We start from the raw sequence: 14,818 nt of genomic DNA, 5'->3' as shown, positions 1-14,818 counted from the left end.
TACGCGTGGAACTTCAACTACTTGAGGACAGGTATATGTCGATGCCCCTGAGCAAACGCATGGGTGCTGAACTGATCGGGACGTTCTGGCTGGTGTTGGGTGGTTGTGGCAGTGCGGTGCTGGCGGCCTCCTTGCCGGCGGGCATCGGCCTGGTCGGTGTGGCAATGGCCTTCGGTCTCACCGTGCTGACGATGGCGTTCGCCATCGGTCATATCTCCGGTTGTCATCTGAACCCCGCCGTCTCGGTGGGCCTGGTGGTGGGTGGACGATTCCCGGCCAAGGAGCTGCTGCCCTATATCGTCGCCCAGGTGATCGGCGCCATTCTGGCCGCTGCGGTGATCTATTTCATCGCCAGTGGCAAGGAGGGCTTCGATGTGGCTTCCGGCCTTGCCTCCAACGGTTATGCCGAACATTCACCGGCCGGTTATTCGCTGGCCGCAGGCTTTGCCAGTGAAGTGGTGATGACGGCGATGTTCATCCTGATCATCATGGGCGCCACCGACAGCCGTGCACCGGCAGGCTTTGCGCCGATTGCCATCGGCCTTGCCCTGACCCTTATCCATCTGATCTCGATTCCAGTGACCAATACCTCGGTCAACCCGGCGCGCAGCACCGGGCCTGCGCTGTTCGTCGGCGGCTGGGCGCTGCAACAGCTGTGGTTGTTCTGGGTGGCGCCGCTGATCGGGGCAGTGATCGGCGGCGCGGTGTACAAGGGACTGTTTCGCGAACCTTAGCGCTGGTGGACGCAACGGCCGGCCGCGAAGGTCTGCTTGACGGTGCGGTCGTCGCCAAGGGTCATCAGCACGAACAGCGTCTCGTCGATGCTGTTCGATTGCTGGATGCGGTAGTCCATCAATGGCGTGGCCTTGTAGTCCAGCACCACGAAGTCGGCATCGTTGCCAGGCTTGAGGCTACCGATGCGGTCGTCCAGGCACAGCGCCTGGGCGCCGCCCAGGGTGGCCAGGTACAGTGACTTGAACGGACTCAGGCGTGCGCCCTGCAGTTGCATGACCTTGTAGGCTTCGTTGAGAGTGTTGAGCAGCGAGAAGCTGGTGCCGGCACCCACGTCGGTCCCCAGGCCCACCTTGACCTTGAACTTCTCGGCCTGTGGCAGGTTGAACAGGCCGCTGCCCAGGAACAGGTTGGAGGTCGGGCAGAAGGCCACGGCCGAACCGGTTTCGGACAGGCGCTGGCATTCTTCGTCGCACAGGTGCACGCCGTGGGCGAACACCGAGCGCTCGCCGAGCAGCTTGAAATGGTCGTACACGTCCAGGTAGCCCTTGCGCTCCGGGAACAGCTCCTTGACCCAGTCGATTTCCTTGAGGTTCTCGCTCAGGTGGGTGTGCATGTACAGGTCAGGGAACTCACCCAGCAGTTGACCGGCCAGGGCCAGTTGCTCCGGCGTGCTGGTCGGGGCAAAACGCGGGGTAACGGCGTAGTGCAGGCGACCCTTGCCGTGCCAGCGCTCGATCAGCGCCTTGCTCTCGGTGTAGCCGGACTCGGCAGTGTCGGTCAGGTAGTCGGGGGCATTGCGGTCCATCATCACCTTGCCGGCGATCATCCGCAGGTCCAGGCGCTCGGCCTCTTCGAAGAAGGCATTGACCGACTCCGGGTGAACGCTGCCGAACACCAGCGCCGTGGTGGTGCCGTTGCGCAGCAGTTCTTCGACGAAGATCTTCGCGACCTTGTCGGCATGGGCCTTGTCGGTGAACTGTTTTTCGCAAGGGAAGGTGTAGGTGTTGAGCCAGTCCAGCAACTGCTCGCCGTAGGAGCCGATCATGCCGGTCTGCGGGAAGTGGATGTGGGTATCGATGAAGCCCGGGGTGATCAGTGCATCCTGGTAGTGCTCGACTTCGATATCGGCAGCGAGGCTCGGGAGCAGTTCGCTGGCATGGCCCAGGGCGCTGATCTTGCCCCCGTCGATTACCAGCAGACCGTCTTCGTAATATTGATAGGAGGCTTCGATGCCTACCTCGGCAGGGTCGGCGATGCTGTGCAGGATAGCGGCACGGTAGGCTTTGCGGGTTGCGCTCATAGGGCTCTCGTCATATGGCTTGGCTGCGCCGTGAAGGCGGCAGCAATTGGGCAATGGGGCCGGCATTGGCAGCGGTGTCATGCTGGCCGAAGCTGGCGTTGTAGGTGGCAATGATTTCTGCGGCGATGGACACGGCGATCTCGATCGGCAACTTGCCCTTGACCTCGGCCAGGCCCATCGGGCAACGCATGCGTTGCATCCGTTCTTCGCTGAAACCGCGGTCGCGCAGGCGATGCTCGAACTTGACTCGCTTGGTCTTCGAGCCGATCAGGCCGAACCAGGAAAAATCATTGCGCTTGAGGATCGCGGCGGTCAGCTCGAGATCCAGCTGGTGATTGTGGGTCATCACGATGCAGTAACTGCCGGCGGGCAGGTCGTCGACTTCATCGACCGGCTCTTCGCTGACAATCTTGCTGACCCCGGCAGGGATCGTTTCGGGAAATTCCTGCTCGCGCGAGTCGATCCAGCGTACCCGGCAGGGCAGCGCGGCGAGCAAGGGTACCAGAGCACGGCCCACATGGCCTGCGCCAAAAACGGCAATCTGCGCCTGGACCTGGCCCATGGGCTCGAACAGCAGCACGGTGGCGCCGCCGCAGCACTGGCCCAGGCTTGCGCCCAGGCTGAAGCGCTCCAGATGAGGGGACTCGCGACGCTCCTCGAGCATCTGCCGGGCGATCTTCATCGCCTTGTATTCCAGATGTCCGCCACCAATGGTGTCGAACAGCTGATGAGTGCCGACCACCATCTTGGAGCCGGCATTGCGCGGGGTGGAGCCACGCTCTTCGATGATCGTCACCAGTACGCAGGGTTCGCCGCGGGCTTGCAGGTCGGCGAGGGCGTTGATCCAGGTGTGCATAGTGTGTTGCCTCTTTGGTGCGTTATCGCGGGGCAAGCCCGCTCCTACCTGTAGGAGCGGGTTTGCCCCGCGACCAATCCACTACGGTGCTACAGGTTCAGCTTCAACAGCAGGCTGGGTAGCCGCCACCGCCTTGCGCATCTGCTCGCAACCCCACAGCACCCGCTCCGGCGTGGAAGGGGCATCGATCTTCGGTTGCACGCGGTAGTCGGCAAGGCTTGCCACCGCGTCCTTGATCGCGCACCAGGCTGCGATACCCAGCATGAACGGCGGTTCGCCCACGGCTTTGGAATGGAACACGGTGTCTTCCGGGTTCTTGCGGTTCTCCACCAGCTTGACCCGCAGATCGATCGGCATGTCGGCCACGGCCGGGATCTTGTAGCTGGCCGGGCCGTTGGTCATCAGCTTGCCCTTGGCATTCCACACCAGTTCCTCGGTGGTCAGCCAGCCCATGCCCTGAATGAAGCCACCTTCGACCTGGCCGATGTCGATGGCCGGGTTCAGCGAGGCGCCGACGTCATGCAGGATGTCGGTGCGCAGCATCTTGTACTCGCCGGTCAGGGTGTCGACGATCACCTCGGCGCAGGCCGCGCCAAACGCGAAGTAGTAGAACGGCCGGCCGCGAGCCTGGGCGCGATCGTAGTAGATCTTCGGAGTCTTGTAGAAGCCGGTGCTCGACAGCGACACCTGGGCAAAGTAGGCCTGCTGCACCAGCGTCTCGAAGCTGAGGATTTCATCGCGAACACGCACATGACCGTTGCGGAACTCGACATCTTCCTCGCTCACCTTGTACTGGCGGGCGGCGAATTCGGTCAGGCGCTTCTTGAGGATTTCAGCCGCGTTCTGGGCCGCCTTGCCGTTCAGGTCGGCGCCGCTGGACGCTGCAGTCGGCGAGGTGTTGGGCACCTTGTCGGTGTTTGTGGCGGTGATCTGGATGCGCTGGAAATCAACCTGGAACACTTCGGCCACCACCTGGGCAACCTTGGTATTCAGGCCCTGGCCCATTTCGGTGCCGCCGTGGTTCAGGTGGATGCTGCCATCGGTATAGATATGCACCAGGGCGCCGGCCTGGTTGAGGAAGCTGGCAGTGAACGAAATGCCGAACTTGACCGGCGTCAGTGCCAGGCCTTTCTTGAGGATCGGGCTGTTGGCGTTGAAGCGGCGGATCGACTCGCGGCGCTGCTGGTAGTCGCTGCTGGCTTCGAGTTCGGCCGTGATTTCCTCGAGCATGTTGTGCTCGACGGTCTGGTAGTAGTGGGTGACGTTGCGCTCGGTCTTGCCGTAGTAGTTGGCCTTGCGCACCGCCAGCGGATCGAGCACCAGGTGGCGGGCGATGTGGTCCATGACCTCTTCGATGGCAACCATGCCCTGCGGACCACCAAAGCCGCGGTAGGCGGTGTTGGAGGCGGTGTTGGTCTTGCAGCGGTGACCGTGGATGGTGGCATCGCCCAGGTAGTAGGCGTTGTCGGAGTGGAACATCGCCCGGTCGACAATCGAGGCCGAAAGATCCGGCGAGCAGCCGCAGTTGCCGGCCAGGTCGAAGTTGATCCCGTGCAGGCGCCCGGTGTCGTCGAAGCCGACGTCGTACTCGATGTAGAAGGGGTGGCGCTTGCCGGTCATCAGCATGTCTTCGACCCGCGGCAGGCGCATCTTGGTCGGCTGGCCGGTCAGGTGGGCGATCACGGCACACAGGCAGGCGGGGCTGGCTGCCTGGGTTTCCTTGCCGCCGAACCCGCCACCCATGCGGCGCATGTCGACGACGATCTTGTTCATCGACACGTCGAGCACTTCGGCCACCAGCTTCTGTACTTCGGTGGGGTTCTGGGTGGAGCAGTAGACGATCATCCCGCCGTCTTCGGTCGGCATCACCGAGGAGATCTGGGTTTCCAGGTAGAAGTGCTCCTGTCCGCCGATGTGCAGGGTGCCCTGCAGGCGGTGCGGGGCGCTGGCCAGGGCGCTGACCGAGTCGCCGCGCTGATGGGTGTGGCTGTCGAGGACGAAGTGCTTCTTGCGCAGGGCCTCGACCACGTCCAGTACCGGCTCCAGGTCTTCATACTCAATGATCGCCGCCATGGCGGCGCGGCGGGCGGTGTCCAGATCGCGGGCGGCGACGGCGACGACCGGCTGGCCGACGAACTCGACCTTGTCGATCGCCAGCAGCGGGTCGCCGGGCAGCAGGGGGCCGATGTCCTTCAGGCCCGGCACGTCTTCGTGGGTGATGGCAATGCGTACACCTTCGAAGGCGTAGCAGGGGCTGGTGTCGATGCTCAGCACCCGGGCGTGGGCCCGGTCGGACAGGCGCGCATAGACGTGCAACTGATTGGGGAATTCCAGGCGGTCGTCGATGTACACCGCTTCACCCGAGACATGCTTGTCGGCACTGTCGTGCTTGATGCTGGCGCCTACACCGGTGGTCAGGCCCTGGCTGAACAGTTCGGCCATTTCGGCCTGGCTTTTGGGGGCGTGATGATTAGACATAAGCGGTCACCCGAGTCTCGATGTGCGGCGTTTGCAGTTCGATGAAGTATTTGCGCAGCAGGTTCTGGGCACCGAGCAGGCGGTACTCCTTGCTGGCGCGGAAATCCGACAGCGGCGTGAAGTCTTCGGCCAGGGCCTGGCAGGCGCGCTCGATGCTGGCTTGGGTCCAGGGTTTGCCGACCAGGGCCGCTTCACAGGCGCGGGCCCGTTTCGGGATCGCCGCCATGCCGCCGAAGGCCATGCGTGCAGCTTCCACCACGCCATTTTCAATGCGCAGGTTGAACGCGGCGCACACTGCAGAAATATCGTCATCCAGTCGTTTTGACACCTTGTAGGCGCGGAATGTCCAGTCGGCCTTGGCCCGCGGCACGATGATCCTTTCGATGAACTCGCTTTCCTGGCGCGCGGTGATGCGGTAGTCGATGAAGTAGTCTTCAAGGGCCAGGGTACGGGTGCTTTCGCCCTTGCGCAGGACGATCTGCGCATCCAGGGCAATCAGCAGGGGCGGGGAGTCACCAATCGGCGAGGCGTTGCCGATGTTGCCGCCCAGGGTGCCCTGGTTGCGGATTTGCAGGGAGGCGAAGCGGTGCAGCAGTTCGCCAAAGTCGGGGTACTCGCGGCTAAGGGCGTCATAGCAATCGGTCAGCGGGGTGGCTGCGCCGATTTCCAGGTAATCGTCGCGGGTTTCGATGCGCTTGAGCTCGGCCACGTTGCCCACATAGATCATCACAGGCAGGGTCTTGTGGAACTGGGTCACTTCCAAGGCCAGGTCGGTGCCGCCGGCGAGCAGGCGAGCTTCCGGGTGAGAGCCATAGAGGTCGGCCAGGTCGGCCACGGTCAGCGGTACCAGGCAGCGCTTGTCGCCGCTGTTGAGCTCACCGGTTTCGCTCGGGGCGATGGCTTTGAGGCGGGCGATGGTCTGGGCTTCGCTGCTGTCGAACTGGTCAGGCCGGGCCTGGCAGCACGATTGTTCGGCGGCAGCGAGGATGGGGCGGTAACCGGTGCAGCGGCAGAGGTTGCCGGCCAGGGCTTCCTGGGCCTTGTGCAGGTCCGGTGCATCGCTGTTTTTTTGCAGGGCAAACAGCGACATGACAAAGCCTGGCGTGCAGAAACCGCACTGCGAGCCATGGCAGTCGGCCATGGCCTGCTGCACGCTGTGCAACTTGCCCTGGTGCTTGAGGCCTTCGACGCTGATCAATTGCTTGCCGTGCAGCGACGAAACGAAGGTCAGGCACGAGTTCAGGCTACGGTAGCGAATGTGCTCGCGGCCATCATCGTCCTGGCTCAATTCGCCGACCACCACGGTACAGGCGCCGCAATCGCCGCTGGCGCAGCCTTCCTTGGTACCGGATTTGCCCAGATGCTCGCGCAGGTATTGGAGCACGGTCAGGTTGGGATCCAGGGCATGCTCACTGCGCAGCTCCTGGTTGAGTAGAAACTGGATCACGGGAAGGCCTCACACGCGGTTTATTGTTGTTGAGCGGACTGTAAGCAGACTTGATTTTCAGGTCAACAAATTTCTGACCTTCGGGTCAGGAAATTTTCCACGCCATTACCCACCTGCCATAAGCGTTCTTCTATAGAGCATAGTTCCCTGTAGACACCCCGAATCTTTTGCGCCATTCGTGCCAACTTCTGCGTCCAGGCCCCTGCGCGGCGCCGGGGCAAGTGCGCTACAATTCGCCCCTTGTACACAGTTCAATGATTTTGAAGGAAAACCATGACGTTCAAGGCGCCGGACAGCCTCTCCGAGCAAATTGCCCACTACCTGGCCGAGCGGATCATTCGCGGCGAGCTCAAGCCTGCCGAGCGTATCCAGGAGCAAAAGGTCACCCAGGCATTGAATGTCAGCCGCGGCTCGGTACGCGAGGCGCTATTGATCCTCGAGCGGCGTCACCTGGTGACCATCCTCCCGCGTCGTGGCGCCCACGTGACCGAGCTCGACGAGCACAACGTGCGCAGCCTCTGCACCCTGATGGGCGAGCTCTACACCTTGCTGGGCAATGCCGTGGCGCAGAACTGGCGTACTGACGGCGACCTGGCGCCTTTCCTCAAGATCCAGCAGCGCCTGATCACCGCCCTCGAGCGCCAGGACATCCGCTCGTTCGTCGAAGACAGCTTTGCGGTGATGCGCGCGGCTTACCCGTTCGCCAACAATCCCTACCTGCAGGAAACCGTCGAGAACCTGCAGCCGGCCATGAGTCGTGCCTATTTCCTGGCGCTTGACCAGCGCAAGGCCGAGATGAGTGATTTCCTGGCGCTGTTCGCCAACCTGCTTGAAGCGGTGGTCGCTCGCGACCAGGCGCGCATCCGCACCGTGCTGGCCGAGTACTGCCAGCGCAGTTGCGAGCTGGTGCTGGCGGCACTGGCGACTCCCTGAGCATGCGCCTCAAGTGCATTCGCCTGGCCGGGTTCAAGTCGTTCGTCGACCCAACCACGGTCAACTTCCCCAGCAACATGGCGGCGGTGGTCGGGCCAAACGGTTGCGGCAAATCCAACATCATCGACGCCGTACGCTGGGTGATGGGCGAAAGCTCGGCCAAGAACCTGCGTGGCGAGTCGATGACCGACGTCATCTTCAATGGCTCGACCAGCCGCAAGCCGGTGAGCCAGGCCAGCATCGAGCTGGTCTTCGACAACTCCGATAGCACACTGGTTGGTGAATATGCCGCCTATGCGGAAATCTCCATTCGCCGCAAAGTGACCCGCGACGCCCAGAACACCTATTACCTCAATGGCACCAAATGCCGGCGCCGTGACATCACCGATATTTTCCTGGGTACCGGCCTGGGCCCGCGCAGTTATTCGATCATCGAGCAGGGGATGATCTCCAAGCTGATCGAGGCCAAGCCTGAGGACCTGCGCAACTTTATCGAAGAAGCCGCCGGCATCTCCAAGTACAAGGAGCGTCGGCGCGAAACCGAGAATCGCATCCGCCGCACCCATGAAAACCTCGAGCGCTTGACCGACCTGCGCGAAGAGCTCGAGCGCCAGCTGGAGCGCTTGCACCGCCAGGCCCAGGCCGCCGAGAAGTACAAGGAGTACAAGGCCGAGGAGCGCCAGCTAAAGGCGCAGCTGTCTGCCTTGCGCTGGCAGGCGCTGGATGAGCAGGTGAGTCAGCGCGAAGCGGTGATCGGCGATCAGGAGGTGGCCTTCGAGGCCCTGGTGGCCGAGCAGCGCAATGCCGATGCCAGCATCGAGCGCTTGCGTGACGGGCACCATGAGTTGTCCGAGCGCTTTGGCCAGGTTCAGGGACGCTTCTATTCGGTCGGTGGCGATATTGCCCGGGTCGAGCAAAGTATCCAGCACGGCCAGCAACGCTTGCGGCAATTGCAGGACGACCTCAAGGAGGCCGAGCGCTCGCGCCTGGAAACCGAGTCGCACCTGGGGCATGACCGCACGATGCTGGCCACCCTGGGCGAAGAGCTGGAAATGCTCGAACCCGAGCAGGAAATCACCCTGGCTGCCGCCGAAGAATCGGCCGCAACGCTGGAGGAAGCCGAAGCCACCATGCATGGCTGGCAAGAACAGTGGGACAGCTTCAACACCCGCTCGGCCGAGCCACGACGCCAGGCCGAAGTGCAACAGGCGCGGATCCAGCAGTTGGACCAGGCCCTCGAGCGCCTGTTCGAGCGCCAGCGCAAGCTGAGTGAGGAACGCGACCAGCTTAATGCCGACCCGGAAGATGCCGCCCTGGTCGAACTGGCGGAGCAGGTGGCCGGCAGCGAACTGGCGCTTGAAGACCTGCAGGTGCAAGAACAGCAGGTGATGGAGCAACTCGAAACCCTGCGTGAGCAACTGCACCACGCTGTCCAGGCCCAGCAGCGCACGCAAGGCGAGCTGCAGCGCCTGGGTGGACGCCTGGCGTCGCTCGAGGCCCTGCAACAGGCCGCCCTTGACCCAGGCACCGGTACCACGCAGTGGTTGCGCGACCAGGGCCTTGACCAGCGTCCGCGCCTGGCTGAAGGCTTGCGGGTCGAGCCGGGCTGGGAGTTGGCGGTCGAGGCCGTCCTGGGCGCCGACCTTCAGGCGGTGCTGGTTGACGATTTTTCGGGGCTCGACCTGGCGGCGTTCAGCCAGGGCGATCTTCGTTTGCTCGATGCGCGCGGCGAAGGTGCGCGGGTGCCAGGCAGCCTGCTGGACAAGGTCGAGGGGTGCATCGACCTGGCGCCCTGGCTCGGGCAAGTCAGGCCAGTGGATAGCCTGGAGCAGGCGTTGGCCCAGCGTGGCCAGCTCGCTGCCGGCCAGAGCCTGGTCAGTCGCGATGGCTATTGGGTGGGTCGGCATTTTCTGCGGGTCAACCGTGCCAGCGATGCCCAGGGTGGAGTGCTGGCGCGTGGCCAGGAGCTGGAGCGGCTGGGGCTTGAGCGTCATGAGCAGGAAGCGGCGCTGGAGTTGCTCGACGTCCAGCTCCGGGAGCAGCGCGAACAGCAGCAGGCCCTTGAGGAGCACCGCGAGCATTTGCGGCGGCGTACCCAGGACGAAGCCCGGCAGCAGAGTGAGTTCAATGCGCGCTTATCAGCGGGCAGGGCCCGGGCCGAGCAGTTGACCTTGCGCCGCCAGCGCCTGGAAGAAGAGTTGGCAGAACTGGTGGAGCAACGCGCACTCGAGAGCGAACACCTTGGGGAATCGCGGCTGCAGTTGCAGGAAGCGCTCGACCTGATGGCCCAGGACACCGAGCAGCGTGAGTTGCTCCTGGCCCAGCGTGACAGCCTGCGCGAGCGCCTCGACCGGGTGCGCCAAGAGGCTCGCCAGCACAAGGACCACGGGCATCAGTTGGCCGTGCGCCTGGGCTCGTTGCGCGCCCAGCACGATTCCACCCGCCAGGCGCTCGAGCGCCTGGAGCTGCAATCAGAGCGTCTTTCTGAAAAACGCGAACAACTTACGCTCAACCTTGAAGAAGGCGAGGCGCCCCTCGAAGAGCTGCGCCTGAAGCTGGAAGAACTGCTGGAAAAACGCATGAGCGTCGATGGCGAAATGCGTCAGGCACGGCTGCACATGGACGAAGCCGATCGCGAGTTGCGCGATGCGGAAAAGCGCCGTACCCAGGCCGAACAACAGGCCCAGCTGCTGCGTGGCCAGTTGGAGCAGCACCGTCTGGAGTGGCAAGGCCTGAGCGTGCGTCGCAAGACCCTCCAGGAGCAGCTGCAGGCCGATGGTTACGATTTGCAGGGCGTGCTGGCGACCTTGAGCGAGGCGGCCAGCGAACAGGAGGCCGAGCAAGAGCTGGAACGCATCGATGCGCGTATCCAGCGCCTGGGTGCGATCAACCTGGCGGCCATCGACGAATATCAGCAACAGTCCGAGCGCAAACGCTATCTCGACGCGCAGGATGCCGACCTGGTCGAAGCGCTGGATACGCTGGAAAACGTCATTCGCAAGATCGACAAAGAAACCCGCAACCGCTTCAAGGATACCTTTGATCAGATAAATGCCGGATTACAGGCACTTTTCCCAAAAGTTTTCGGTGGTGGCAGCGCTTACTTGGAACTGACGGGCGAAGATCTACTCGATACAGGGGTGACAATCATGGCGCGCCCGCCAGGCAAGAAGAACAGCACAATTCATTTGCTCTCGGGCGGTGAAAAGGCGCTGACGGCCCTGGCCCTGGTATTCGCCATTTTCAAACTCAACCCGGCACCGTTCTGCATGCTCGATGAAGTCGATGCGCCACTGGACGATGCCAACGTCGGACGATACGCCCGGCTGGTCAAGGAGATGAGTCAGACCGTGCAGTTCATCTATATCACTCACAACAAGATTGCCATGGAAATGGCCGATCAGTTGATGGGCGTGACCATGCATGAGCCGGGGTGTTCACGTCTTGTTGCAGTTGATGTGGAGGAGGCAATGGCCATGGTCGACGCCTGATTGGAGGCGATGCGGCGTGAACCTGCGGTAAATGGCCCTGTCAGTTGCGACAGACGGTGTAAAGTTATCTTTGGTCGTGCTAGCTTAATGTCACTTATTTTTTGCGTGGGTAAAACGCCTGTCAGAACATAGAGTTGGCGCCACGTTTTAAAGGGGTTTAAACCCTTTATTTTTCAGCATTTTTTACAGAGGCACGGGATTACATGGAAATCGGTCTGCGCGAGTGGCTGATCGTCATCGGCATCATTGTCATTGCCGGTATTCTTTTTGACGGCTGGCGCCGTATGCGCGGCGGCAAGGGCAAGCTGAAATTCCGTCTGGATCGCAGCTTTTCAAACCTGCCTGACGAAGAAGGTGGTGGCGGTGCAGAAGTACTGGGCCCACCACGGGTGCTGGACAACCATAAAGAGCCCGAGCTGGATGAGCATGACCTGCCATCCATGAGTGCCCCGGCGCGCGAGCGTGACAACAAACCCAAGGCGTCCAAGCGCAAGCGCGGCAGCGAGCCTCATCAGGGCGACCTGAACCTGGCCGCCGAGCCACGTGAGCGCGAGCCTGACCTGTTTGCCAGCGCTGACGACGATTTCCCGGATGAAACCCGTAACAATTCCGGCTACGGCGCCAGCGAAAGTCGTGATCTGCCGCCCGTCGAAGAAGTGCTGGTGATCAGCGTTATTTCCCGTGATGAAGGCGGCTTCAAGGGTCCGGCCCTGCTGCAGAACATCCTGGAAAGCGGCCTGCGCTTCGGCGAGATGGACATCTTCCACCGTCACGAGAGCATGGCCGGCAACGGCGAGGTGCTGTTCTCCATGGCCAACGCAGTCAAGCCGGGCGTGTTCGACCTCGACGACATCGATCACTTCAGCACCCGCGCCGTGAGCTTCTTCCTCGGTCTGCCGGGGCCGCGCCATCCGAAGCAGGCATTCGACGTGATGGTGGCTGCCGCACGCAAACTGGCCCACGAGCTCAATGGCGAGCTCAAGGATGACCAGCGCAGCGTGATGACCGCGCAAACCATCGAGCATTATCGCCAGCGCATCGTCGAGTTCGAGCGCCGTGCGCTGACTCAAAAACGCTAAAGGCTTCGCGCCGTGTAGGAGCGGGCTTGCCCCGCGATGAATCCCAAGCAAGAGCAGCCCCGGCTGCTCTTTTGCTTTGCAAGAGAACACAACCATGACTGTCCAATCCCGAATCCTTGAGCTGCGTGCCGAACTCGATCAGCACAACTACCGCTACTACGTGCTCGATGAGCCCAGCGTGCCGGACGCCGAGTACGACCGCCTGTTCAACGAGCTCAAGGCCCTGGAGGCCGAGCATCCGGAACTGGTGACGGCTGATTCGCCCACCCAGCGGGTCGGCGGCGCGGCGTTGTCGGCGTTCAGCCAGGTACGTCACGAAGTGCCGATGCTCAGTCTGGGCAACGCCTTTGAAGAGGATGACCTGCGCGAGTTCGACCGGCGGGTAGTGGAGGGGCTGGACCTGCCGGCAGGCGATCTGTTCGGCGATGGGGGGGCGGTGGACTACAGCTGCGAGCCCAAGCTCGACGGCCTGGCCGTGAGCCTGTTGTACCGCGATGGGCAGCTGGTGCAGGGCGCCACGCGCGGCGACGGCACCACCGGTGAAGACATCAGCGTCAATGTGCGCACTGTGCGCAACATCCCGCTCAAGCTGCAGGGTGAAGGCTGGCCAGCCGTGCTTGAAGTGCGGGGCGAGGTCTACATGTCCAAGGCCGGGTTCGAGCGCCTCAACCAGGCGCAGATCGAGGCAGGCGGCAAGACCTTCGCCAACCCGCGCAACGCCGCCGCGGGCAGCCTGCGTCAGTTGGACTCGAAGATCACGGCCAGTCGCCCGCTGGAGTTCTGCTGCTACGGGCTCGGCCAGGTATCGGCGCAGATCGCCGACACCCATATCGGCATTCTCGAGCAACTCAAGGCCTGGGGCATGCCGATCAGCCGCGAGCTGCGCCATGCCGCGGGGGTGGCCGAGTGCCTGGAGTACTACCGTGACATCGGGGCTCGACGCAACGAGCTGCCCTACGAGATCGACGGTGTGGTGTTCAAGGTCAACAGCCTGGCGTCCCAGCGCGAGCTGGGTTTCCGAGCCCGTGAGCCGCGCTGGGCCATCGCCCACAAGTTCCCGGCGATGGAAGAGCTGACCGAAGTGCTGGATGTCGAGTTCCAGGTCGGGCGTACCGGGGCGGTGACGCCCGTGGCCCGCCTCAAGCCGGTGAAGGTCGCCGGCGTTACGGTGGCCAACGCCACGTTGCACAACATGGACGAAGTGGCGCGCCTGGGCCTGATGATCGGCGATACCGTGATCATCCGCCGTGCCGGTGATGTGATTCCCCAGGTCATGCAGGTGGTCACCGAGCGCCGCCCGGCCGATGCCCGGCCTGTGCATATTCCGACCCAGTGCCCGGTGTGCGGTTCACAGGTCGAGCGTACACAACTCGTCAAGCGCAGCAAGGGCAAGGAAACCATCAGCGAAGGTGCGGTGTATCGCTGTGTCGGCCGCCTGGCCTGTGCGGCGCAGCTCAAGCAGGCCATCATCCACTACGTATCGCGTCGGGCCATGGACATCGAAGGCCTGGGTGAGAAGAGCGTCGAGCAACTGGTTGACGAAGGCCTGATTCGCTCGCCGGCTGACCTCTATCAACTGACCTTCGAGCAAATCGTCGACCTTGAAGGCTTCGCCGAGCTGTCGAGTAAGAACCTGCTGGCGGCCATCGAAGCCAGCAAGCAACCAGGCCTGGCGCGCTTCATCTATGCCCTGGGCATTCCGGATGTCGGCGAAGAGACGGCCAAGGTACTGGCTCGCTCGCTGGGCTCCTTGCAGCGTGTCATGGCGGCGTTGCCGCAGGTACTGACCTACTTGCCGGATATTGGCCTGGAAGTCGCCCACGAGATCCACAGCTTCTTCGAAGACGAGCACAACCGCACAGTGATCGCGCAGCTGCTCGAACGTGGCCTCTCGTTGCAGGATGAAGGTGAGCTGGCCGCCGAATTTGCGGCCAGCACCACCCTGGCCGGATTGATCGCCAAACTGGACATTCCTTCGGTAGGCCCGACCGGCGCCGAGAAGTTGGTCGCAAAGCTCGACAGCCTGGAAAAAATCATCGCGGCCGATGGCATCGACCTGCGCCAGGCGTTGGCTGCCAAGCCGGCCGAGGCCGTGCGCACGTTCTTCCAGGTGCCCGCCAACGCAGCCCTGGCCTTGGCCATCGAGGCGCAATTGCGTGAGTTCGGCATGCACTGGTCGAGCGAGAAAAAGGTCGCGGCGGGCTTGCCGCTGGCAGGGCAGACCTGGGTGCTGACCGGCTCGCTGGAGCGCATGAGTCGCGATGTGGCCAAGGACAAGCTCGAGAGCCTGGGCGCCAAGGTTGCAGGCTCGGTCTCGGCCAAGACCCACTGCGTGGTGGCGGGCCCGGGGGCAGGCTCCAAGTTGGCCAAGGCCAATGACCTGGGGGTGAAGGTGCTCGACGAGGATGCCTTTCTGGTGTTCCTCGGCGAGCACGGCATCCAGGCCTGACGGCAGCAAGCGCAACGGCGCCGATGGTCTAGGCTTGGCGAGCAGCCAGG

The 14,818-nt window shown here is 62.9% G+C and carries 9 protein-coding genes; 5 read left to right on the top strand and 4 right to left on the bottom strand.

From position 1 onward, the window contains the following. Positions 1–35 precede the first annotated feature (35 nt). Positions 36–734, top strand: coding sequence for an aquaporin Z (gene aqpZ / locus NPS58_RS28455; protein WP_274118519.1), 699 nt, complete (start codon positions 36–38; stop codon positions 732–734). Here the strand turns inward: aqpZ and guaD are convergent. The 4 genes from guaD to xdhA all read right to left on the bottom strand — a co-directional run bounded on the left by guaD (position 731) and on the right by xdhA (position 6,816). Next, complete coding sequence (gene guaD / locus NPS58_RS28450) at positions 731–2,035, bottom strand: guanine deaminase (RefSeq protein WP_274118518.1); 1,305 nt, start codon at positions 2,033–2,035, stop codon at positions 731–733. The genes aqpZ and guaD overlap by 4 nt on opposite strands. Before the next feature lie 10 nt (positions 2,036–2,045). Next, positions 2,046–2,891 (bottom strand): xanthine dehydrogenase accessory protein XdhC, encoded by an 846-nt coding sequence (gene xdhC / locus NPS58_RS28445; RefSeq protein ID WP_274118517.1) that lies wholly within the window; start codon positions 2,889–2,891, stop codon positions 2,046–2,048. An 81-nt stretch (positions 2,892–2,972) separates the two neighbouring features. Next, entirely contained in the window at positions 2,973–5,369 is a 2,397-nt protein-coding gene (gene xdhB / locus NPS58_RS28440; RefSeq protein ID WP_274118516.1) for a xanthine dehydrogenase molybdopterin binding subunit, read from the bottom strand. Next, positions 5,362–6,816 carry a xanthine dehydrogenase small subunit gene (xdhA, locus tag NPS58_RS28435; protein ID WP_274118515.1) on the bottom strand — a complete coding sequence of 485 codons (1,455 nt, stop codon included), beginning with the start codon at positions 6,814–6,816 and terminating at the stop codon, positions 5,362–5,364. The genes xdhB and xdhA overlap by 8 nt, the downstream gene beginning before the upstream one ends. Positions 6,817–7,089: 273 nt before the next feature. Between xdhA and NPS58_RS28430 the strand changes: the two genes are divergently transcribed. From NPS58_RS28430 to ligA, 4 genes are all read left to right on the top strand, one after another. Then, positions 7,090–7,749 (top strand): GntR family transcriptional regulator, encoded by a 660-nt coding sequence (locus tag NPS58_RS28430; protein WP_274118514.1) that lies wholly within the window; start codon positions 7,090–7,092, stop codon positions 7,747–7,749. Positions 7,750–7,751: 2 nt separating this feature from the next. Next, entirely contained in the window at positions 7,752–11,240 is a 3,489-nt protein-coding gene (smc, locus tag NPS58_RS28425; protein ID WP_274118513.1) for a chromosome segregation protein SMC, read from the top strand. A gap of 203 nt (positions 11,241–11,443) precedes the next feature. Further along, positions 11,444–12,319, top strand: coding sequence for a cell division protein ZipA (gene zipA / locus NPS58_RS28420; RefSeq protein WP_274118512.1), 876 nt, complete (start codon positions 11,444–11,446; stop codon positions 12,317–12,319). A gap of 94 nt (positions 12,320–12,413) precedes the next feature. Continuing rightward, complete coding sequence (ligA, locus tag NPS58_RS28415) at positions 12,414–14,768, top strand: NAD-dependent DNA ligase LigA (RefSeq protein WP_274118511.1); 2,355 nt, start codon at positions 12,414–12,416, stop codon at positions 14,766–14,768. Positions 14,769–14,818 lie beyond the last annotated feature (50 nt).

The organism is Pseudomonas putida (assembly GCF_028682455.1).
Classification (GTDB): domain Bacteria; phylum Pseudomonadota; class Gammaproteobacteria; order Pseudomonadales; family Pseudomonadaceae; genus Aquipseudomonas; species Aquipseudomonas putida_AA.
Note: the sequence above shows the minus strand (reverse complement) of the source record. Positions and strands in the feature narration are given on the sequence as shown.

Coding starts and splice junctions, on each gene's coding strand:
- NPS58_RS28430 (WP_274118514.1), top strand. CDS start 7,090: ATGACGTTCAAGGCGCCGGACAGCCTCTCCGAGCAAATTGCCCACTAC.
- ligA (WP_274118511.1), top strand. CDS start 12,414: ATGACTGTCCAATCCCGAATCCTTGAGCTGCGTGCCGAACTCGATCAG.
- aqpZ (WP_274118519.1), top strand. CDS start 36: ATGTCGATGCCCCTGAGCAAACGCATGGGTGCTGAACTGATCGGGACG.
- xdhB (WP_274118516.1), bottom strand. CDS start 5,369: ATGTCTAATCATCACGCCCCCAAAAGCCAGGCCGAAATGGCCGAACTG.
- zipA (WP_274118512.1), top strand. CDS start 11,444: ATGGAAATCGGTCTGCGCGAGTGGCTGATCGTCATCGGCATCATTGTC.
- smc (WP_274118513.1), top strand. CDS start 7,752: ATGCGCCTCAAGTGCATTCGCCTGGCCGGGTTCAAGTCGTTCGTCGAC.
- guaD (WP_274118518.1), bottom strand. CDS start 2,035: ATGAGCGCAACCCGCAAAGCCTACCGTGCCGCTATCCTGCACAGCATC.
- xdhC (WP_274118517.1), bottom strand. CDS start 2,891: ATGCACACCTGGATCAACGCCCTCGCCGACCTGCAAGCCCGCGGCGAA.